General features: G+C 31.5%; 17 protein-coding genes and 5 pseudogenes. 12 read left to right on the top strand and 10 right to left on the bottom strand.

Annotated features, from left to right (window positions below):
- Positions 1 to 108: 108 nt before the first annotated feature.
- Both licT and LQ668_RS06375 read right to left on the bottom strand, forming a co-directional pair.
- Positions 109 to 954: a BglG family transcription antiterminator LicT gene (gene licT, locus LQ668_RS06380; RefSeq protein WP_025907170.1), complete on the bottom strand. Its 846-nt coding sequence runs from the start codon at positions 952 to 954 to the stop codon at positions 109 to 111.
- A 122-nt stretch (positions 955 to 1,076) separates the two neighbouring features.
- A pseudogene (locus tag LQ668_RS06375) lies at positions 1,077 to 2,414 on the bottom strand (YfcC family protein).
- 334 nt (positions 2,415 to 2,748) lie between these two features.
- On the opposite strand from LQ668_RS06375, the gene LQ668_RS06370 reads away from it, so the two are divergent.
- Together LQ668_RS06370 and LQ668_RS06365 are read left to right on the top strand one after the other, a co-directional pair.
- On the top strand, positions 2,749 to 3,495 hold the full coding sequence (locus tag LQ668_RS06370; protein ID WP_107509824.1) for a sirohydrochlorin chelatase: 747 nt from the start codon (positions 2,749 to 2,751) through the stop codon (positions 3,493 to 3,495).
- Positions 3,455 to 3,721 carry a precorrin-2 dehydrogenase/sirohydrochlorin ferrochelatase family protein gene (locus tag LQ668_RS06365; RefSeq protein WP_133165631.1) on the top strand — a complete coding sequence of 89 codons (267 nt, stop codon included), beginning with the start codon at positions 3,455 to 3,457 and terminating at the stop codon, positions 3,719 to 3,721. Before LQ668_RS06370 ends, LQ668_RS06365 begins: the two co-directional genes overlap by 41 nt.
- 83 nt (positions 3,722 to 3,804) lie before the next feature.
- Here the strand turns inward: LQ668_RS06365 and LQ668_RS06360 are convergent, their stop codons facing one another.
- Positions 3,805 to 4,512, bottom strand: a complete 708-nt coding sequence (locus LQ668_RS06360) for a histidine kinase (protein WP_239775938.1) — start codon at positions 4,510 to 4,512, stop codon at positions 3,805 to 3,807.
- A 59-nt stretch (positions 4,513 to 4,571) separates the two neighbouring features.
- A pseudogene (locus LQ668_RS06355) lies at positions 4,572 to 4,715 on the bottom strand (IS3 family transposase); the annotation flags it as partial.
- A gap of 964 nt (positions 4,716 to 5,679) precedes the next feature.
- Between LQ668_RS06355 and LQ668_RS06350 the strand changes: the two are divergent.
- Both LQ668_RS06350 and LQ668_RS06345 read left to right on the top strand, forming a co-directional pair.
- Positions 5,680 to 5,874, top strand: a pseudogene (locus LQ668_RS06350) (tRNA-dihydrouridine synthase); the annotation flags it as partial.
- A gap of 98 nt (positions 5,875 to 5,972) precedes the next feature.
- Positions 5,973 to 6,953, top strand: a complete 981-nt coding sequence (locus tag LQ668_RS06345) for a tRNA dihydrouridine synthase (protein WP_107509822.1) — start codon at positions 5,973 to 5,975, stop codon at positions 6,951 to 6,953.
- A 101-nt stretch (positions 6,954 to 7,054) separates the two neighbouring features.
- Here LQ668_RS06345 and LQ668_RS06340 read toward each other — a convergent pair whose 3' ends face one another.
- Complete coding sequence (locus tag LQ668_RS06340) at positions 7,055 to 8,095, bottom strand: NAD(P)-dependent alcohol dehydrogenase (protein WP_107509833.1); 1,041 nt, start codon at positions 8,093 to 8,095, stop codon at positions 7,055 to 7,057.
- A gap of 377 nt (positions 8,096 to 8,472) precedes the next feature.
- Here LQ668_RS06340 and LQ668_RS06335 point away from each other — a divergent pair, with 377 nt between their 5' ends.
- Positions 8,473 to 11,493 (top strand): YhgE/Pip domain-containing protein, encoded by a 3,021-nt coding sequence (locus LQ668_RS06335; protein ID WP_239775937.1) that lies wholly within the window; start codon positions 8,473 to 8,475, stop codon positions 11,491 to 11,493.
- A gap of 303 nt (positions 11,494 to 11,796) precedes the next feature.
- On the opposite strand, the gene LQ668_RS06330 is transcribed toward LQ668_RS06335, so the two are convergent.
- Entirely contained in the window at positions 11,797 to 12,471 is a 675-nt protein-coding gene (locus tag LQ668_RS06330; RefSeq protein WP_071564456.1) for an IS6-like element IS257 family transposase, read from the bottom strand.
- Between the two features lie 566 nt (positions 12,472 to 13,037).
- Here LQ668_RS06330 and LQ668_RS06325 point away from each other — a divergent pair.
- From LQ668_RS06325 to LQ668_RS06300, 7 genes are all read left to right on the top strand, one after another.
- The gene (locus LQ668_RS06325; protein ID WP_157946507.1) at positions 13,038 to 13,202 is read left to right on the top strand and encodes a hypothetical protein; all 165 of its coding nucleotides are present in this window, start codon (positions 13,038 to 13,040) and stop codon (positions 13,200 to 13,202) included.
- Between the two features lie 96 nt (positions 13,203 to 13,298).
- On the top strand, positions 13,299 to 13,547 hold the full coding sequence (locus LQ668_RS06320) for a hypothetical protein (protein WP_103361099.1): 249 nt from the start codon (positions 13,299 to 13,301) through the stop codon (positions 13,545 to 13,547).
- Entirely contained in the window at positions 13,531 to 13,905 is a 375-nt protein-coding gene (locus tag LQ668_RS06315; RefSeq protein WP_107510218.1) for a lasso peptide biosynthesis protein, read from the top strand. The genes LQ668_RS06320 and LQ668_RS06315 overlap by 17 nt, the downstream gene beginning before the upstream one ends.
- On the top strand, positions 13,902 to 15,491 hold the full coding sequence (locus LQ668_RS06310) for an asparagine synthase-related protein (RefSeq protein WP_119634689.1): 1,590 nt from the start codon (positions 13,902 to 13,904) through the stop codon (positions 15,489 to 15,491). Before LQ668_RS06315 ends, LQ668_RS06310 begins: the two co-directional genes overlap by 4 nt.
- A 34-nt stretch (positions 15,492 to 15,525) precedes the next feature.
- The gene (locus LQ668_RS12380; protein WP_256891591.1) at positions 15,526 to 15,648 is read left to right on the top strand and encodes a hypothetical protein; all 123 of its coding nucleotides are present in this window, start codon (positions 15,526 to 15,528) and stop codon (positions 15,646 to 15,648) included.
- Between the two features lie 78 nt (positions 15,649 to 15,726).
- A complete protein-coding gene (locus LQ668_RS06305; RefSeq protein ID WP_107510189.1) occupies positions 15,727 to 16,581 on the top strand; it encodes an ABC transporter permease family protein in 855 nt (284 codons plus the stop codon).
- Complete coding sequence (locus tag LQ668_RS06300; protein ID WP_107510188.1) at positions 16,578 to 17,468, top strand: ABC transporter permease subunit; 891 nt, start codon at positions 16,578 to 16,580, stop codon at positions 17,466 to 17,468. Before LQ668_RS06305 ends, LQ668_RS06300 begins: the two co-directional genes overlap by 4 nt.
- A gap of 163 nt (positions 17,469 to 17,631) precedes the next feature.
- Here LQ668_RS06300 and LQ668_RS06295 read toward each other — a convergent pair.
- The 4 genes and pseudogenes from LQ668_RS06295 to LQ668_RS06280 form a co-directional block, all read right to left on the bottom strand.
- A pseudogene (locus LQ668_RS06295) lies at positions 17,632 to 17,757 on the bottom strand (IS3 family transposase); the annotation flags it as partial.
- A 371-nt stretch (positions 17,758 to 18,128) separates the two neighbouring features.
- Positions 18,129 to 19,958 carry a heavy metal translocating P-type ATPase gene (locus tag LQ668_RS06290; protein WP_031903879.1) on the bottom strand — a complete coding sequence of 610 codons (1,830 nt, stop codon included), beginning with the start codon at positions 19,956 to 19,958 and terminating at the stop codon, positions 18,129 to 18,131.
- Between the two features lie 292 nt (positions 19,959 to 20,250).
- Positions 20,251 to 20,532 (bottom strand): annotated as a pseudogene (locus tag LQ668_RS06285) (type I restriction-modification system subunit M N-terminal domain-containing protein); the annotation flags it as partial.
- A 94-nt stretch (positions 20,533 to 20,626) separates the two neighbouring features.
- Positions 20,627 to 22,165: an ATP-dependent nuclease gene (locus tag LQ668_RS06280; RefSeq protein WP_192946958.1), complete on the bottom strand. Its 1,539-nt coding sequence runs from the start codon at positions 22,163 to 22,165 to the stop codon at positions 20,627 to 20,629.
- Positions 22,166 to 22,530 lie beyond the last annotated feature (365 nt).

The following is a 22,530-nucleotide window of genomic DNA, read 5'->3' as shown; positions in this document are numbered from 1 at the left end:
CCCTAGATAAATTCACCTATTAATGATTTAGGTCTCGCCTGCCGAACAGTAACAATCCTAAACAATTAATTGTTTATTTTGTTTTCGTAACATCAATATATCACATAATTATTTATTGTCAACGCTTTCATTTCTGGAAATTAATCTCTGTATATGAATCGTTAAGTACAATGCTTCATCGTGGGTCATTTCATACTGATACTTTTTCAATAAAAATACTTCAATTTTCTTTACACATTTAAATGCATTCTTATATTTCTCTTTTACTATCTCATAAAGTTCGATTTCATTCGTATCAAGTGGGTTACTTGAGAAAATACGTTGAGCAAGAAATTTTAAATGTGTCACGAATCTATAATAAGTTAAACTTTCTTCATCGAAATCTAATCTAAAATGGTATTTCACTAAACTTAAAATATTTTGCACCATTTCTGTTACTTGATTATAGTCTGTTAAGTTATTATGTTCTGCATTTAACAAATGAATTGCAATAAATCCCGCTTCATCTTCAGGTAAACGAACACCAACAATTTCAGCAATCCAATCTAATGCTTGCACACCAATTTCATACTCAGTCGGATAAAAACGTTTCGTTTCCCATAGCAATCCATTCTTAATAGCCATTCCCTCTTTTTGACGCTCAATAGCAAAGTTTATATGATCCGTCAGTGCAACATAAATAGTATCGCTGAGATCTTTTTGATATTTATCCTTCGATACTTCGATAATTTTCTCAACAGCTTGAACCACTTCAATCGGCACTTCGATTAATAACGTTTTAAAGCGATCAGAAATTTCCTGGCTACTTAAATCAAATATTTTTTCAATCTTTGATTCTTCCACAATGTCGCCTTCTTGCTTTTGAAAACCTATCCCTTTCCCCATCACAACACGTTCCTGGTTGTTGTGGGTGACACTAATCACATTATGATTGATGACTCTATTTATCTTCATATGACACCCCTTTAATTAATAAATACATTGTGCCACATTGTTATAATAATTATCAATCTATAAATAAAAGAGACCCAAGTTTTCAAACTTGAATCTCCTTTTACAACTTATTAATTTTCTCCCTACGACCAACCTATCAACTGTGCAAAGATTAATGAAATGATTGAAATGACACCACATACGATAAAGAGTGGGAAGAAGAATCGGATCCATTTTGTATATGATACGCCTCCGATTGCTAATGCTGCCATAAAGTATCCACTTGTCGGATAGAAGACATGTGTAAAGCCGTCTCCTAATTGGAAGGCTAAGACTGCGGTCTGTCTTGTTATACCTAACATATCCGCTAATGGTGCCATAATCGGCATCTTCACTAAGGCTTGTCCGCTTCCTGAAGAAATAATAAAATTAATAAGCACTTGCACGATATACATACCGACTACTGCTACTGTTGGTGTTGCTCCATCGATAACAGAACCTAATCCATGAACGATACTATCCATAATTTTACCGTCTTCAAGTACAACAGCAATTGAACGTGCGAGCCCTACAATAATGGCACCCATTAATACATCTTTGAAACCATCATTAAAAGACTCACAAATTTCACGTGTATTCAATCCAGTTACGAGACCTACTACAATACCCATAACTATGAAAAGACCTGACATTTCTACCATAAACCATCCTTGTGTAATAACCCCGTATACAAGAATGATAAAGAATAAGAGCACGACGCCAATACCAATTTTTTGTCGTTTAGTCGCAACGAGTGGTTCTTGATTCGTAATATCTTTGTACATATGTCGCTACTCAGTATCATCATGATAAACTAAACTGATTGAAGGATCTTTTTTAACTTTTTTAGCGTATTTCATAATAAATAATACCGTTACAAATAGTACAATCACAAAAATAACTAAACGTAATCCGATTCCTGAGAATGTTGGAATACCTGATAATTTTTGAGCTAGACCTGTATTGATCGGGTTTAACACACCGACCGTGAAGCCGACTACAGTACCACACAATGCAATAGATGTAGCGGTTATAGAGTCATAACCTAACGCAATAATAAGCGGTATAATAACCGGAATATAAACAAGTGACAACTCTGCTGTACCGATTAATGTTGCAATAATCGCAAATACTGTTGTTAACACTGGAATAATCAAAATACTTTTATTTATAAACTGACGTGCAAGTTTATCCACACCAATTTCAATAATACCTGTACGTCTTAACACCATAAACATCCCACCTATGATAAGTGTAAAGAAGACAATTTCTCCTGCTTCAATTAAACCTCGTGGTATAATCGAAATAAAATCAACCAAACCAACTGGTGCTGAATCTATGTAATGGAATGAATCTGCATCTACCATTTCTCTACCCTCAGGCCCTTTAACCCTATCAAACTCGCCTGATGGAATTAAATATGTAGAAATAGTTGCAATCACACCGAAAACAAATAAAATCACATATATATATGTGACATACTAAACTTTTTGTTCGACCTATCTTCGTTCTTTGCCTTACCATTTTCCTTTACCAATGTGCACGACCCCTTTGCTTATTTTGATAAACAATTTTATGCTATCACGTTTAGGAAAATTTATAATTATACAAATCAGAAAATTTAAAAAATATTTTTGTCAGTTATTACAAAAAATCATATGCACAAATTATTTTTCACGTTATTATATAGGGAATTCCCTATTTTTCTTATTTTTGAGAAAAAATTCACAAACTTTCGTTATATTGTTTTAGAATAAAGATGTAGGAGGGATTGTCATGCGAAAGACGATTTTAGTTGTTCATGGTATGAGAAAGGGAAAGTTAAATGAAACGTTATTAAATTTTATTCATCAAACTTTTAATAGTGATGAGATTGATTATGAGGTGGCCTTTTTAGAAAGTGAAGAGATCTTATTAGATGAAGTGATTCAACAAACGGTTGATGCTGGATATTCACGTATTCATCTTGTGCCGTTATTATTGTTTACCGCTTCTCATTATTACGAAGATATCGAAGCTTTATATGAAACATTTCAAGAAAATAATCCGAACGTGCAGTTTATATTAAGTAAACCTTTAGGCACACACCCGATTATGACAAACTGGGTTGCTTCTCAACTTGAAGCTTACAAAGACGACATTGATGATGAAACTGGCATTGTCGTACTTGCTCACGGTAATGCACGCTTTGATGAACCGGATGTTGCACTTAGACGAATTTGTCGCGAACTATCAACAGATCAAAACCCATGTTATCCAAGTATGGTCTATGGTGAACTTCGCTTTAAAGAAACATTACCGAAAATCGCTAAGAAGCATCGTAAATTATTAATTATTCCATTTTTCTTCTATGATGGTTTCCTTGTAAACAAGTCGAAACGTCAAATAGAATCACTCGGTTTACCGAACCCTATCACATATACGACTGCCATTAATTTTCATCCGTTATTAAAAGACATTGTACATTTTAGAATTGCTGAGTGTGAGGCGATACCGGATGTATCCAATTCAACTGAACCTTAAAGGTAAACATGTCGTCATTATTGCTGGCGGCAAAATTGCATGGAGAAAGTTCTCTAAATTGAAATCAGAGCCTTGCTCAATTGATGTTATCGCACGTGAATTTCATGAGCACTTTGATACGATTCAACTAACGAAACATATTTGCCTTATACAAGTGGACTATCAACGAGAACATATTGCCCATGCAGACTTAATTATTATCGCAACGAACCAGCCCGAAAAGTGAATACATCGTCAAAAAAGACATGAAAGGCAATATTATTGAGAAGAAGCATATAGAGAATAGATATCAATAGACGGTAGAAATTTTTAAAACAACAGGTATAAGTAAAAATAAGGAGGAGCGATTATGAAAAAAAAGAACAGTTCAAATAATGATTTTACTATGGCAACGGTTTTAAATGTTATTCTTCTATTCGCTATAATTTTTACAATGCCAATAGAGAGTTTAACTTTGTCTATCGTATTCGCTATATTAGCAGGAGTGAATGCGGTATATTTAATGATATTTAACCCTTTACTATCTTGATAATTATCAACTTTAAATCCTATTCCATCATCAACAAAAGACACTTGATTTTGGTTTATCGTAACTTTAATATTTTTGGCATTGGAATGTTCATATATATTAGAAATAATATTCTCAAATAATCTCTCAAACCACAATTCTTCTCCTGACCAAATTAATTGGTTCTGAACACCTTCTAATTTTATGTTCATATTTTGCCTCTGGATAAGGTATTGCCATTTATCTATTATTTTCTTACAAATGCTTACAACATCTACTTCACGATTAAATGTATAAAAATATTGAATATTCTCTTTCTGATCTATTGAAATATTTTTAATCAGTTTTGAAATATAGTCTATTCTTTCATAAGACACTTCAATATTTTCATCCTCTATTCCATATTGCTGAGAAAGATGGAATAGTTCTAACCTTAATGCAGTTAATGGTGTGTTGATATCATGAGATATTTGATCTATATGATTTTGCTCTACCTTAGTTCTTTCCAATAATTCTATTTCTTTATAACTGAGTCTATCTATTAGCAAATTAATAGATAGACCTAATTCATCAATCTCATCTCTACTTCTTTACGTTTCAACTCAATTTTAAGTGTTTCAACAGTACTTAACTCTTCGATACCTTTTCCGTAGGAATATTGTTTTCCTACTTGTTGATTGAATCTATGTGTTTCACCATTTCTATAAGATCTTTCTTTTTGAATCACTTTACCTTCATCATCTTTTTCTTCATTACCTGATTATTTTCTCCGAAAATTATTAACTTACCATTTTCATATGAAATATCTATTGGTCTTTTGAAAAGCCTAGAGCTCTGCTTTTAATTCATATCTATCATCTTTTTCACTAATATCAGTTTTTATACCTTGTTCATCAAGAAAATTACTAAAAAATTGTCTTCTAAACGGTTTTAAATCATAAGCCATAACAATCACTCCTTATAATATTTAACCTAATTTTTCATTAATACTTTTGACATACTACAAATAATTTAAATATTCTTCCCAATTACTGTTAAATTTGAATTCAACAAAAGGGTTAAATTCAAATACACCATCAAATTTAAACCAAAGAGTGTTGAACCCAAAAAGGTCCAATACTCTTTATAATTATTTATTACCAAAAACAAGCGTTTTTCTAAAAAATCCAAAAATAACAACACAAACTTATGAACCTTTTTAGGTTCAATCATCCAAAATATTTATTTTTTTCTCCAAAAAGATGTATTTCCTTTTTAAAACTTATAAATATTTTTAAAAAATTATCAAAAAGATGTATTTCCTTTTTAAAACTTATAAATATCTTTAAAAAATTATCAAAAAGATGTATTTCTTTTTTAAAACTTATAAATATCTTTAAAAAATTATCAAAAAGATGTATTTCTTTTTTAAAACTTATAAATATCTTTAAAAAATTATCAAAAAGATGTATTTCCTTTTTAAGAGAGTATTTTGAACAAACTCTAATTTTATATACTTTTCTAAATGTATAATCACGTTTATTTCTTAAAACGCAAATACACTCCAAGTAAAAGTAAGTTATAACTATACATATTTGTTACCAAAAAATATACACCTTAACTACATTTAAACCATAAATTACTTGCAACCTTTGTTCTTCTATAAGAAGGTGTTTGGTTATGTGATAACCACATCATTATTCGATAAATACGCGACAAGTGAAACAAGACAATTCAAAAGCTTACGTAGATTCTTCAAAATTTACGTCCGCAGCATGAGAGGCGCTAGCGAATTAAGACATCAATTAATGAGTACAGAAACAACAGATGAAGTACGCGCATTACTAGATGAATTCGAAGCCCAAGATGTTATGATAGATAATTTGCATTAAAATGAGTAAATATCCTTTTGTATAAGTTGCACTTTTATGGTAATATCATCATGGATAAATATTTAATAAATTAATAAATAAGAAGGTTAAAATATATTATGAAAGAAAATTTTTGGAGTGAATTGCCACGTCCATTTTTTATTTTGGCACCTATGGAAGATGTTACGGATATCGTCTTTCGTCACGTAGTCAGTGAAGCGGCTAGACCAGATGTCTTTTTCACTGAGTTTACAAATACGGAAAGTTTTTGTCACCCTGAAGGTATACACAGTGTTCGCGGACGCTTAACATTCAGTGAAGATGAACAACCTATCGTCGCACATATATGGGGCGACAAGCCAGATCATTTCCGAGAAATGAGTATCGGAATGGCAGAAATGGGCTTTAAAGGTATTGATTTGAATATGGGATGTCCCGTAGCAAACGTTGCAGGCAAAGGTAAAGGTTCCGGCTTAATACTAAGACCTGAACGTGCCGCTGAAATTATTCAAGCAGCTAAAGCTGGTGGTCTACCGGTAAGTGTTAAGACACGCCTCGGTTATTATGATATAGAAGAATGGAGAGATTGGTTAAAGCACGTCTTCGAACAAGATATCGCAAACTTATCAATTCATCTTCGTACGCGTAAAGAAATGAGTAAAGTAGATGCACACTGGGAATTAATCGAAGCTATCAAGAATTTGCGTGACGAAATCGCACCTAATACATTGTTAACGATAAACGGTGATATTCCTGATAGACAGACAGGTCTTGAACTTGCTGAAAAATACGGCATCGATGGTGTTATGATTGGTAGAGGTATCTTCAATAATCCATTTGCATTTGAGAAAGAGCCTCGTGACCATACAAGTAAAGAACTATTAGACCTACTCAGATTACATCTCACATTATTCGACAAATACGCAACTAGTGAAACAAGACAATTCAAAAGCTTACGTAGATTCTTCAAAATTTACGTCCGCAGCATGAGAGGCGCTAGCGAATTAAGACATCAATTAATGAGTACAGAAACAACAGACGAAGTACGCGCATTACTAGATGAATTCGAAGCCCAAACGGAAGACGTCGTAGAATCTTAAAGTGAATCAATAAATCATCCCCTGTTAACGTTATCGTTAGCAGGGGATTTTTTGTTAGATAAAACAAAAAAGTGCCCATCATATGGACACTTTTTTCGTTATTACATTGTGCTTGTATCTATTACGAAACGATATTTAACGTCTGATGATAAGACTCTTTCATATGCTTCGTCTATTTGATCTGCTGAAATTAGTTCGATTTGTGGTCTAATGTTATGTTCTGAACAGAAGTCTAACATTTCTTGTGTTTCTCTTATACCACCAATTGCTGAACCTGCAAATGATCTACGGTGACCGATTAAGTTTGCTACGCGTAATGATACGGGTTCTGCTGGTGCTCCTACGTTTACAAGTGTACCGTCTAATCTTAATAATTGAAGATAATCATCTATTGGTAAATTAGCACTTACGGTATTAATGATTAAATCAAATGAGTTAGCAAGTTCTTCAAATGTTGACTCATCACTTGTTGCATAATAATGAGAAGCGCCTAATTTTAAGCCGTCTTCTTTTTTATTTAATGTACGTGATAATACTGTTACATCAGCGCCCATTGCATGTGCAATTTGAACGGCCATATGACCAAGTCCACCCATACCGATAACAGCTACATTTTTACCTTCGTATGCTTTCCAGTGATTTAAAGGTGAATAAGTCGTAATACCTGCACAAAGTAAAGGTGCCGCTTCATCTAAAGGAATATTATCTGGAATACGTAGTACGAAATCTTCATGTACGACGATATGTGTTGAATAACCACCTTGAGTTGGCTCACCATATCTGTCAGTACCTGCATATGTACCAACCATTCCTTTTACGCAGTATTGTTCTTCGCCATTTTGACAATGTTCACATTCACCGCATGAATCAACCATACAACCAACACCAACACGGTCATCTACTTGATATTTACTCACATCAGAACCAACTTCTTTAACAATACCCGCAATCTCATGACCCGGTACTAAAGGATAGTTCACTGGTCCCCATTCTCCATGTGCAGTGTGAATATCCGAATGACATATCCCTGCATATTTAATTTCTATCAAAATATCATGTTTATCTAAATCTCTTCTCGTAATTTCTGTCGCAAAAAAATTAGAATCCGGACTACTTACTGCTCTCGCTTTAGCATTTAGCATCATAAATTCCTCCGTTACTTACTGGATAGAATACAGTCATTCGTATTCTTCTTTGATAATATTAGACTCGTGTGTAATCATCGTCAATTTATATGACTTGCTTTTAAGGACCACAACATTCACTCCACCCTCTTTCAATGTAGACATGACATCTGCAGTCATTGAAAGAGGGCTTTTTTTATCGATATCCAAAAATAGAAATATTTTCTATTTTAATATACTGATATATCTATAACATGCTATTTTAGTCGTATATTAGTCTTTATAAATATACTTATATAACAAATTGGGATTGAATTGATTTTGAACATAGGGTATGATAGCGGTATTGATATTTATAGTACATGTCATGTACTAATGGATAAGGAGTTATAATTTTGAAGAAACCATTTGAAATTTTTATTGAAGATATTAAAAATATCAGACGTGTGCCGTTTGTGATTATATTATTATTAGGTCTTTCTATTTTGCCATCATTCTATGCGTGGTTTAATTTAAGTTCTACGTGGGATCCTTACAACAATACGCAAGGTATTAAAATTGCGGTTGTGAATGAAGATAAGGGTGCTAAGATTGAAGGTAAACATATTAATGTTGGTGACCAATTAGTTGAACAGTTGAAGAAGAACGATAAGTTTGGATGGGAATTTGTAAATCGTAAGAAGGCTGACGATGGTGTTGAAAAAGGTGATTATTATGCCTCTATATATTTACATAAGACTTTTTCTGATGAAGTCACGAGTATCTATCATAAGAAACCAAAGAAAGCCGTCATTGATTACAAAGTAAACGAGAAATTAAATGCGATTGCACCTAAAATGACAAACGCTGGTGCATCATCCATTGTAGATTCTTTAAATAAAGAGTTTGGCGAGAATGCAACGCAAGCATTATTAAAAGAAGCAAATCAAGTCGGTTTAGACCTTGAAAATGAATTACCTACTTTAAGCAAAATTAAAAATGCTGTATATACTGCTGAAGATAATCTTCCTAAAATAGAAGAATTCAAAGAGAAAGTGATAGAAATTGATGAACATCAAGATGACATTACGAAGTATAAAGATGAATTCGAAGCGCTAGGAAATTACAAAGGCGACATTAATGAAGGCGTTAAGAAAATAAATGAAGTCAACAGTAAAATGGGTGACATTAATCAAGCAGCTCAATTAATTACGAAACTAAATGCTAAAATGCCTGAAATCGAAAGTGCATTAGCAAAAGCTAATAAAGTACAACAACAATTTCCTAAAATCAATAAAGGCGTACCTCAAGGTATTGAAGCAACTGAAAAAGCATTAGCAGCTATCAATAAAGCAGAACAATATTTACCTGAATTAAATCGTAAATTAGATCGGTATGAAGCAGATGCTAAAAAAGCTCAGGAAAAAACTGAAAAAGCGAACGAAAAATTGAAATCAGAAGCTGAGAAAGACAAGAAAGATACTAAAGATAACGAAGCGAAACCTGAACAAAGTACAGAAGAACCTCAACAGTCGTCAGAAGAAAACAATGAAGACAATAATACTGACCAAAATGCTGAAGAACAAGAAAGTGATAAAGAACAATCAGACGACACTTCTAAAGAAGAAACTGAAGAAAAACCATCAACTGAAGAACAAGAGAAAGATAATAATATCGTAACAACGCAACAAGCTTATGAAGAAGAAAATGATAATAACGAAAATAATGACCAAGCTTCTAAAAACGTATTAACTGATCAAGAATTAAATGAAATGAAATCTGCACTGAGCGAATCTTTAACAGCACTCGCAGACTATAGTAACGAACAAGCAACTATGAACAAAAAAGATTTAGAAAGCATGCAAGCCATTAATCAAAGTATCTTAATGAGTCAAGACAGTAAACAACTTACAGACACTGTGAAAAACAATCAATCACGCTTACAACAAGGTGTCGCTTTTAATGATTCTATGATTGATATTTTAAAGGAACTTCAGAAATCTGAAGGTATTGATACTTCATCAGCCATTTCACAATTTGAATCAGCTAACAAAGATTTGCAAAGTGTTATAAATGGCCAAAGCAATCTGATTAATGCTTTAAATAACGGTAAATCTGGGAAAGAAGAAGTCTTAACATTAGATAAATTAATAGATTCTAATCTTGTATCTTTAGACAATTTATTGAAGTATACGAGCAGTGATTTTAAGACGACTTTAATGGAAGGCGTTAACCAAATCGATCAAGCGTTAACTAAAGGAATCGATGATATCTCGAAGATTAGAAGTTCTATGAACATGATAGATAATGTAATTCAAACTGGGAAAAGTTCCTTACAAAATGGTCATGATTTATTAGTCAGCATCAACAATGAATTACCTGAACTTGAAAGAAAGTTTAATAACATTAATGAAGTAGCTCAAACAAACTTCCCTAAATTTAAAGAGCAAGTTGGTAAAGGTGCTTATTACGTTGAAAATGAACTACCAAATGTTCAATCAGAAGTTAAAAAGCTCGCACAGTTCTCAAATAATGATTTACCGACAATGATTGATAAATACGATCGCGCTGTTCAATTAATAGACGAAAACTTACCAGAAGCTCAAAAAGAAATTCATGACTTAGCAGAATTTGCGCGAAATGATTTACCAGGTATTGAAGAAGATATTAAGAAAGCAGCGAAGAAAGTTAGAGAAATAGATAAAGATGATACAGTTCACGAGCTGATTAAATTATTGAAAAATGATTTAAAGAAACAAGCAGATATTATCGCACACCCAATAGAATTAAAAGAAGAATCACTATTTAGTGTGCCAAACTATGGGACAGCAAGTACACCATTCTATACATCTTTAGCAATTTGGGTAGGTGCTTTACTATTATCTAACTTATTAACAACAGATATTAAAAATCCAGAAATTAAGCAGAAATATTCATTGAGAGAAACATTCGTTGGAAAGAGCTTTATATTTATTATTATAGGTGTCATACAGTCCATTATCGTGTCACTAGGAGATATGTTTATTTTAGGCGCAGCAATTGATAATAGATTATTATTTATACTATTATCCGTACTCGTTTCAATCGTATTTATAAGCATCGTCTATACATTAGTGTCCCTATTCGGTAACGTAGGTAAAGCATTAGCAATTGTCATTATGGTACTACAAATAGCAGGCGGTGGCGGAACATTCCCAATACAAGTCACACCAAAATTCTTCCAAGCCATACATCCGTACCTGCCGTTTACTTATGCTGTAGATGCTTTAAGAGAAGCGGTTGGAGGCGTCGTACCAGAAATACTCATATACAATCTCATATGTCTCGTATTATTTGGTGTCGTCATATTCACAATAGGATTTATCGTTAAACCAATACTTGACCCATGGAAAAAGAAAACAATCAAACGCGCCGAAGACAGTTACTTAATGGAATAATTAAAATTACCCCTACAATTTACAACATCAGTAAATTGTAGGGGTATTAATTATTTATTATATAATATTACTAATTTTCATTATGATTCTTTTTTCTATTTCTAAGGTTTAAAACAGCTACTATATCTTTTAAATAATCTCCTTTTAGATTATAGCTAAATCTATAGATAATATAGCTTATAATAACACTGATTATAGGTAGTACAATCATGAGAAAGCGCAAACCATTCTTTGTATAATCACTCGGTTCTGTTGCAAAGTAAAAAATATAGCTAACCACTAATATATCATGTAAGTGTTCGCTTAACTTGCTAGCATGATGCTAATTTCGTGGCATGGGGAAAATCCGTAGATCTGAAGAGACCTGCGGTTCTTTTTATATAGAGCGTAAATACATTCAATACCTTTTAAAGTATTCTTTGCCGTATTGATACTTTGATATCTTGTCTTTCTTACTTTAATATGACGGTGATCTTGCTCAATGAGGTTATTCAGATATTTCGATGTACAATGACAGTCAGGTTTAAGTTTAAAAGCTTTAATTACTTTAGCCATTGCTACCTTCGTTGAAGGTGCCTGATCTGTAACTACCTTTTGAGGTTTACCAAATTGTTTAATGAGACGTTTGATAAACGCATATGCTGAATGATTATCTCGTTGCTTACGCAACCAAATATCTAATGTATGTCCCTCTGAATCAATGGCACGATATAAATAGCTCCATTTTCCTTTTATTTTGATGTACGTCTCATCAATACGCCATTTGTAATAAGCTTTTTTATGCTTTTTCTTCCAAATTTGATATAAAATTGGGGCATATTCTTGAACCCAACGGTAGACCGTTGAATGATGAACGTTTACACCGCGTTCCCTTAATATTTCAGATATATCACGATAACTCAATGCATATCTTAGATAGTAGCCAACGGCTACAATGATAACATCCTTGTTAAATTGTTTATATCTGAAATAGTTCATACAGAAGACTCCTTTTTGTTAAAATTATACTATAAATTCAACTTTGCAACAGAACCACTTGTGGTAAGCTTCTGCTTATCAGTTAATGATGAGGTTTTTTTACATTTAAATGTTCATGATGAAAAGTAATCCATTTAATAGGAAGAAGGAAAGTATCGCATGGATTCTAAACTCTCCTTTTAATTACTTATAATTAATACACTAGTAAGGTAATTTACTCATATTGACTGAAGTTCTAGTAAAACCTTCCCTATTAAGCATTGTGCTTACTTCGTCTAAATTTTTTTGACTTTTAGGATTAATGATTACTTCTTTTAACATTTCATATGTGAATCTACAAGTTGTGAATGGTTTACTATTTATATACAATTCAGGATTTAATAAATTATCCTCATTGATGTTGAAAATAATATATCTAATTTCTTCTTCATGTCTTAAATGAGGGTTTTTGAAAAATAATGAAAAGAAATGAAGCGCTTGTGCACTAACCCCAGGATGTGGGAGTAAAATAAGAACACTTTCGTTGAATTCATATTAAAATGAATTTATACGGAGGTGTTTTTTCTATGAAAAGAGTGGCATATTCAGTTGAAACAAAATATAAAGTAGTAGAAATGAAACTCAAAGGATTTAGCACAAGAGAAATAATGGATACTTTAAATATTAAAATATGTTCTTTAAAGACTAAACTGAAAATGTATTTCTGCATTTTGAATTATCTAGAAAATTGAGTGAAATAGAAACTTGTGTATTATCTGAAGATTGTGTAAAATTTTATCAAAGATTACTTTATATAAATTAATTGTAATAAAATGGGGGTAGGTATTTTGAAATTAGTTGATGGAATTATATTGCAAGATAAAGAAGCTTCGGCAGTAATTTACGATGATTCTAAAGAACTCTTTTTTGAAGTAGATTATATAGGTAAATTAATATTGTCCTATTTATTGGGAAACGATTCCGTGAAGAGTCAAATTTTACGAGAATTTGAAATAGATAGTAATGATTTAAATACGGAAATTGAAAATTTTAAACACCAATTGAAAGAAGCTGGGATAATTGAAGATATTGTATAAATTAAGTATTACATTAGCTTATTACTTTGTAGATTACTTACTTAAAAAACACACAGTTAATCAAACGATAGATATTGTGAATAAAAACAAAATTAGACCATTTAAAAATACTGATAAATATATTGAAGCTTTAGAAGAAACTGCATATAAATTTGAAAAAAAGGATATGGTTTGTTTACATAAAGCACTTGCAACTTTTTTGTTAATAAAAAACAAAGAACAGTTAACTTTTAATATTGGTCTTTCTAAATATAATTTTGAATCACATTCATGGATAACGGAAAATGGTCTTGTCATTACAGATAATCATGAATATGTAAAAGATAAATACATAGTGATTAAGGAGGTACATCATTGATATATGATATGAATAAATCAAACATCTATAACAATAAAGGCCAATTTGATACTGAGAAGTCGACCATTCATTTCTTTATAGGAGTAATAGGTGAAGTATTCTCTGGTGATAAACATTTAAAAATTGAAGAAATTTTGAATTATGTACAAAAAGAAGAGGTTGATAAACTGGCAGGTCGTTACACAATAATTTTTATAAACAAAAAAATGAATACTGTCAAAATTTATAGAGATCCAACAGGGTTACAGACGATATATTTTATGAATGGAAATCAAAGAGTTGTAATTTCTAATAAGTTATCTGATTTTCAACAATATTTTGAAGCGGTAAATAGAAATTATATAAGCCAATATTTGAATAATGAAAACTATATATCAGATTTAACTATTTATGAAGGGATATTTAGAGTTAAACCCGGACATGTAACAACAATAACTGATAGCAATTTTAGTACAAAGAAGTTCTATAAATTTAAGAGTAGATCAATACGCTATAAAGACAGTGATGAATACCAAGAAGAATTTAAATTAGTCTTTGATAGAGCATTAAAGAGAAGTATACAAAATGTAGATAAACTAGGGTTATCCCTTAGTGGAGGATTAGATTCTACTTCTATATATTCTAGAATGTGTGACAAAAAAATTTTAACCGATGATATAAACTTATATTCTTTATGTTATCCAAATAATTTAGATAGTGATGAATCTAGATATATTAAAGAAACTTTATCATTATATCCTTCTAAAAATCATCATTTCATTAATGCAGATGATAATTGGACGTTTAAAGAATTTGAAAAAGATTTTAGTAATTTTAAAGAACCTTTTCACTTTATTGGGTCAAACCTCAATAAAACTTTATTAAATACTATGAAGATAGATGGTATAACACATCATTTAACTGGTCATGGTGGTGATGATGTATTGAATGTTGATATTTACTATTTGAATAATCTTTATAAAAAGAATAAATATTTAAAATTGACAAAAGAGTTGATGAAAAATAGAAAAAAGTATACATCAAGTGAATTGATTCAAGCTATAAAAAATGAAAAATTCACACAAATAAGTAATCCATATTTATTAGATTCTAAAAAGGTTCATAAGAATCATTTTAACTGGGATGAAATAAATATGGATGTGTACTTTGAGTCAATTATAAATAATACTAATACTGAATGGATGGATATAAATATAAACTCACCACTAAATATTGAAGCTAGATACCCCTTCTTAGACATTAACTTGGTGGAATTCTTGCTAAATATTCCAGTTGAGCAGAAAGAGCAACTATCAGTATCAAAATATATTCTCAGAAATTCATTTAAAAATCTATTACCTGAGAAAATATATAGTAGAAACACAAAATCATTGAACCTTCCCCAACTACTATTAGGCTTACAAAAAGAAAAAGGTAACATTATGAGATACACAAATTTCGAATATTTAAATCAATATGAGAAAACCAATAAGCGGAAAATTGAGCAGGATATAAATGATCTGAGTAAAAGTACAAATAAAACTTTTTATCCAATAGTCAATATAGCTAAATTACTAAGCGTTGAACTGTGGTTGAGATCTAAATAAATTAACAGGGGGCATTCTTAGGAGGTGAATCAGAATGAAAAAAACTTATACATCACCATCATTGGTATTATTAGGTAATGCTAAGGATTTAATTAAAGGTAGTCATTCAAGTAGAATTCCTGAAAATGCAGTAGGTATTTCTTTTTATAAAGGATAATAAAGAATTTTAAGTACAGCTTTTAAGATTACTTTGAATGCCTCCTGTTAATTTATTTAGAAAGTAGGTAAATATCTTATGAGAAAATTGTTCAATTACATGATGACAATTATTGTGTTCTTATTATTAGCGTGTTTGCCTGCTTTATTTGATGATCAACATTTTAGTTTTATGAACTATCTTAATGCGTTGAAGTCGACGTTTTTATACATATTTCATCCACAAGATATTATATTTACAAATAAAATATCACATGTTGAACGCAGTTTATTTCCGTTCTTTATTGAACCATGGTTGAATACTATCTTTATTTTATTTGCTGCGTTATTGTTAGCTTTTATCGTATCTTTATTATTTACTTACCTTCTATATGTTAATGAACATATTAAAAAATGGTATTTAAAAATTAATACGGTCCTATCTATTATTCCGGATATTTTTTATATACCTTTTTCAATTTCGTTGGTGATATTATTTTATAGATATACAGATATTCTATTGTTTAATGTAGCAGATAGTTTTGAGAACAAAGCTTTGTTATTTCCTGTTTTAGTACTATCCATTATCCCTTTAGTGAGTAGTGTGACATTTTTAAGTAGTATTCTAGATGATGTATCTCATACCGATTATATTGAATTTTCTAAAGCTAAGGGGTTATCAAATGTAGAGTTATATTTTAATCATATATTAAGGAATTTGTTTGCATCCTACTTAATCAATTTTAAACATATTATCTGGATCACGCTTTCAAGTTTATTACTACTGGAGAGAATCTTTAACATGCACGGTTTGTCATCATTTATATTTGATTACGGATCCCCAGAAGTATTATTTGTCACATTTATATTGATTTATATACCTGTATCTATCGCCATATTTATGAGTCATAAAGTATTGTTTACCATCACTGGCGTACAGGGAGGGTTATCATGAAGAAATTTTATATACTATTAACGTTACTTATCTTACCTGCCCTAGTGGGTGTCGTTTATTTTGATTTACTAAACATCACGCCTAAACCTATGAACTTTCTATACAATTCTAATGGGGATATTATCAAGAGTTCGCCATTTGCACCTAGCTTTAAAGCTTTGTTTGGAGTAGATGCTGCTTCTAAAAACATGTTATTTGAAGTGTTGTCTGGATATCGTATCACTTTACTGATTATCATGGTTATATCAAGTTTATCTATTCTTTGTTCAGTAGTAATTGGAACTTATTTAGCATTTAATCGTAAGACAACAAGTATTTACAGTATCTTTTCTAATGCTTTATTTTATATTCCTCAATCTATATTGGCATATATCTTATTACACCCTTTACTATATGAAACAATAGACGGCTTTACGACCAATACGCAATTTAGAATAATTTACAATATCATCATTCTGACAATCTTAATGACACCAACGACAACTATGCTGATAAAAGAATCAACCCAACACTTATTAAATCAAGACTATATCGAAGCTGCATATACCATTAGTCCTAATCATAAACATATTTTTATCAAACATGTATTACCTAACATACAAACTCAATATTTGATCATATTTTTGAGAATATGCTTTCAAACCTTGCTAGTTATGACACACCTAGCCTTCTTCAAAATATTCTTCGGAGGCACAAAAGTTTGCTATGGCCCTGCATGCGAAATTATAGAGAGACCAAGTATCAATGACTTAAGCAGTTTATTAGGCTTTCACTCAAACGAGCTAACAACAAACTGGTGGACATTTTATGCACCATTAGTTGGCATATTATATATATTCATTATTATTAATTTATTGTCTAATCTATTAAAAGTAATACAAAGATAAGAAAAGTAGCGCAAATATAATTAACCCAAAACGACCCCCAAATCCTGAACATGTTGAGACGTGTTCGGGATATTTTAATGTAAAAAGGAAGCGGAAAGGAACGTACCAGATAAAAATTGTCCAGTTTACTGTTGACATACCAAGATGGAATGTCAACAGTTTTTCAGACACTTTTCATGTGAAGATTTTTAAACGCCACTGGCTTTAAGTACTGTAATGAAGAATGTGGTCTAAAATTGTTGTACCAATTTACATAATCAAATAATTCTGTTTCTAACTGTTCTAAGTTTTAATTTATATATTTTTTATAAAAATTAAAAACCTCATCACTTATGATACGATTCTGCTTATCGGTAGATGATGCGGTTTTTAGTTAAATTTGGGTGTGATAATCAGAGAGTTATCATAAGTGATGCGAAGTTTAATTAAAATTAAAAGGAAGCCAGAAATGGCTTCCTTTATTTTATGTCTCATTTAATTTCCTTAGTATGCAGTCCCTCCGTCGTCTACTGCAAGACCTGTCCATTAACGAAACTCGATTCGTCTGAGCCTAGGAAAACTGATTCTTCTGCTGCTCTCAGGCTGTTTTCCGAACCGTCTGCAGCGAGCAATATTGATTTATACAAGGTGTATTCCTCTTTACAGTAGATAAATATACTATTATTTCGCTCTTAATAGTCTTAATCCGTTTAGGATAACGAGTATCGTTGATCCTTCGTGGAAGAGCACTGCTGTTGGTAGATTTAGGAGTCCGAATATATTTAATAATACAAGTATAACAATCACACTAATAGAGAAGATAATATTTGCTAAAATAATGCGATTGAGTCGATTACTTAACATGAAACTATAGAATAGTTTTTGTAAGTTGTTTTTAACGATTACGACGTCTGATGATTCCATCGCAACGGATGATCCGCTTCCCATTGCAATACCGATATCAGCGTTTGCCAGTGCGGGTGCGTCGTTGATTCCATCTCCAATCATCCCGACAATCTTACTCTTCTTCTGACTTTCATTTACAAAGCGTACTTTGTCCTCAGGGAGACATGATGCGGTGTAGTCTGTGATGCCCACTTCTCCAGCAACTTTTTCTGCAACAGTTTCATTATCTCCTGTTAAGAGTACGACTTCAATGTCAGAGTTCTGGAAGTTTTCAACGGCATGTACTGCTTCATCACGGACTTGGTCTGCCAGCGAGAAGTATCCAGTAATTTGTCCACTCTCTCCGACAAAGATATTCGTATTTCCAGCAATGATTTGATCTCTGTAGTTCGATGGGTCTGTGTAGTCTTTAAATGCATCGGGTTTACCGACGATGATATCGCCTTTCTTCATTCCGCTGCCGACGATTTCTTCTACCGGTTCACTGTCATCGACACTATCTAAATCTAAAGTTTTAAACTTCTTCACAATCGCTTCTGCGATCGGGTGACTCGAGTGTTGTTCAATCGTTACCACTTCTTTTAATGTATCTTCATCCGCTGCGTATTCTTCAACGACGAAGTCACCGTATGTGAGTGTTCCTGTCTTATCACTATATAGAATGTCCATCGTGCTCAGTGCCTCCATCGCGGCACCGCCTTTAAACAGAATACCGTTTTTCGCACCGTTACTAATCGCACTCAGTGTCGCTGGTGTTGCCGATGCAACGAGCGCACACGGGCTTGCTACTGTCAGCATGACCATTCCACGGTAGAATGATTCTTCAAATCCTAAATTATTAAAGAAGTAAAGGATAGCGATAAACACCGGTACCCCGATTAAAACAGAGATTACATATTTCGATTCAATTCGATCGATGGTTTTCGATAGTTTCGATGGTCTTTGCTGTGCTTCTTCAACCATACGCACGATATTCGAGAAGATCGTATCATCACTCGTTTTCGTTACAGTTAATCTAAACGAGTTGCCATCGTTTACCGTACCGGCAAAAACTTCTTCATCCTTTTCTTTTACAACCGGAACAGATTCCCCTGTCAGCGCTGCTTCGTTAACCGATACTTGACGGTCTGCCTGTCCATCGATTGGGATTTGTTCCCCTTTAGCAACAAGGACGATATCGCCTTGGATCAGTTCTTCTGTAGGAATTTCCGTAATTTCTCCATCAGCCCCGATTCTACTTGCTGTTGAAGGAAGGTGGGACATCAGTTCAGAAATGGCTTTTGTGGATTTACTAGTCGCGTAGTTCTCAAGCACTTCAGCACCCGCAAAGATTAGAAGTAACAGTGCACCCTCTGACTCATAATTGATGATGACCGCACCAATAGCAGCAAGAATCATCAGTAAGTCAACGTTTGGTGAACGTTCTCTAATCGTCTCGATGACCGCATTCTTGGATGCATAGAAACCGAGAAAGAAAATTGCGATGTAAAACGCAATGGAACTGTAGATACCCTCTACCGGCATCAATGCAAATCCGAGGATTATAAAGATAATCCCTGCAACGAGAAACTGCCCCTGCCTGTTTGTAAATAAGTAGTTGAACAAGATAAAAATCCTTCCGTTTTGATTTTTTTAAGGCTGTCTGAAAAATAAAAATCTTCTTACATATTATATCGTATATAGCGTTTTATTCAATGAATATACCCCGTATATGTATATAGATTTACAAAGAAAAATTCTGCTGCATTTTGTCTGTAGCAGAGTTAATATTTTAATAATCTATCACTGGTTCAAGCTTACCGTCGTTCATTTGGAACACGCGGTCACAGTATTCAAGCATACGTTCATCGTGTGTCACCATGATTGCTGCTTTATTGTGTTTTTTCACACCGTTAGAAATCAGTTGAACGATTTCAGGTTTCTTAGAGTTTTCATTGATATATGTCCAGTGTGCTTCTTTAGGAACCCAGAATATATTCTCTGCTAAGTATTCATCTTTATCTTCTTCATCAGCATATTCATCATTCAATAATTCTTCATATTTTTCCTCAAACGAATCAGATACATATTTCAAGAATATAATACCTAACGCTACATTTTTATACTCAGCAGCATCCATGCTTCCTCTCAATTTATCTGCTGCTTGCCATAATTTTTCTTCAAAACCTATAGTTGCCATTAATAACACCTCTTAAATATTTTTAATTTAAATATATCAAAATTTAAATAATTATATGCCTGTATTTTTAAATATAATAACATTAACCTAAGTGTTATTTTTTTTTGTTTAAAGTAATATATATTTCTTGGAACTTAGACGTTGTTTTTTGAAAATTGGGTTCATCTAGTTCTTTTAATTTTCTAATAATCAAAAGATTTAATGAATATTTATTAATATGATATTTAGAGTCTTTTTTCATAATATTTTTCTTCTTAATTACATTTTCGAAAGACTTGAAATTCTGGTAACTTTCCAAATCTTCTTTTAAGGTATCTGAAATTTCATCTTCAATTAGCAATTCAGAGATACACTCAATAATAAATTCTTTCTCAAATAAATCTTCAAGTTGTATTGAGTATTCATCTTCGATTTTTTCATCCAAATTTGACTCTTTGATAGATTTATTATTATTTAAAATTATCCTATTATTATAATCACTATTAAAATTATTTTGAATTTTTTTTGCCATTTCCAATCCTTTTTTATCATAGTCTAGAACTCCTAGTGGTGGATTAGGAAATACCTCTTTATACACAGTAATAAAATCTGAAATTTTATCAGCTCCTTCTGTTTCAATGAATGTTAAGCTCTTTTTAGGAAATAACCTGTGGTAGATGTATTGATGAACAATTTTATCGGTTTTACCTTCTACCATCACTACAGTCGAATTAATGTTTATTCTTAAAGTATCTAATAAATTTATACCCATGATTTGATTTATTTCCAATAGTTTGACTTTATCTTTTTTATTGTAATCGATATATGTTCCTTGTAAAACATCTCTTTCGATTAGAAGAATATTATTTATATCAGTTTCATTTATAAAAGCTGTCGAGTGGGTACTGATAATTATTTGTGAATTTTTAAATACTTCTTGAATCTTTTTATATAAATATCTTTGGGCTTCTATATGTAAATGAACTTCTGGCTCGTCAAAGAGAATAATATCTGGCATTTTATTATTTTTTACATTGTATTTATTAATATAATACGACATTATTATTAATTTTTTTACTCCATTACTTTTTTCATTAATTGGTGCTGTATCGCCATAGCAATCTGCAACATATAATTCATTATTAAAAATTAAAAGGGAATAGTAGTCCTTACTTATAGCTAATAAGTCTCTATTTATATTAGATAATAAAATTGCAACTTCATTATTATCTAAGTCATCAAAAAATTGAACTATCTCTATTATTGATTGATCAAGAGAAGTATTATTATCTACTTTAGCTATTTTAATTCGTTTATTTACAGCTTCTTTTGCGCTTTCATTATATATTGTATTAGTATTATTATCTTCATATTCAATAGAATGTTTATTTTTATTATTAAGAGTAATAATTTGTTTATTACTTGTTGAGAGTATGGTTTTAGGTAATTTTCTTTCAAAATTTTCTAATCTACTTATACTTTGGAAAGCTGTATCTAAGTTTTTAACATCTAATGATTCAAATATTGCACTAATTATATTTGATTTGCCCGAGTTATTTGATCCTACTATAATATTTAAATTTCTATTTAGGTTTAGTTCCAAATGTTTTATAGATTTATAATTATAAATTTCTATTGTTTTTAGTGAATTCATATATTTTTTGTGACTCCATTTCTTTCATAATTAATTATAGCTTAATAAAATTTTGTATATTATATAGTATAACAGAACGTGAATAAATCCAATTGAACAGTAATAAGCAAGTTTTGAAGTTCATAAATTATAAAATCATTGCAAGAGTAACTATTATAAAGAGGGGAAAGTCATTTCAATTAAGAGGAACTATAGTACAAAAAGTTATAAAAGCTATAAATTTTAATGATTCGTTAAAACCTTAAATAAAATATTTTTAGCAAAATCACTAATAAGGGGAAGCATATCATAAATGATGCGGTTTCTTATAAAATTAAACAAGGAAGAAATTCAAGATTTATAATGAATTTCTTCCTTGTTGATTC

The sequence above is a fragment of the Mammaliicoccus sp. K-M42 genome (genome assembly GCF_022386375.1).
GTDB classification, from domain to species: Bacteria; Bacillota; Bacilli; order Staphylococcales; family Staphylococcaceae; genus Mammaliicoccus; species Mammaliicoccus fleurettii.
The sequence above is the reverse complement of the archived record's forward strand: the minus strand, read 5'-3'. Positions and strand labels throughout refer to the sequence as shown.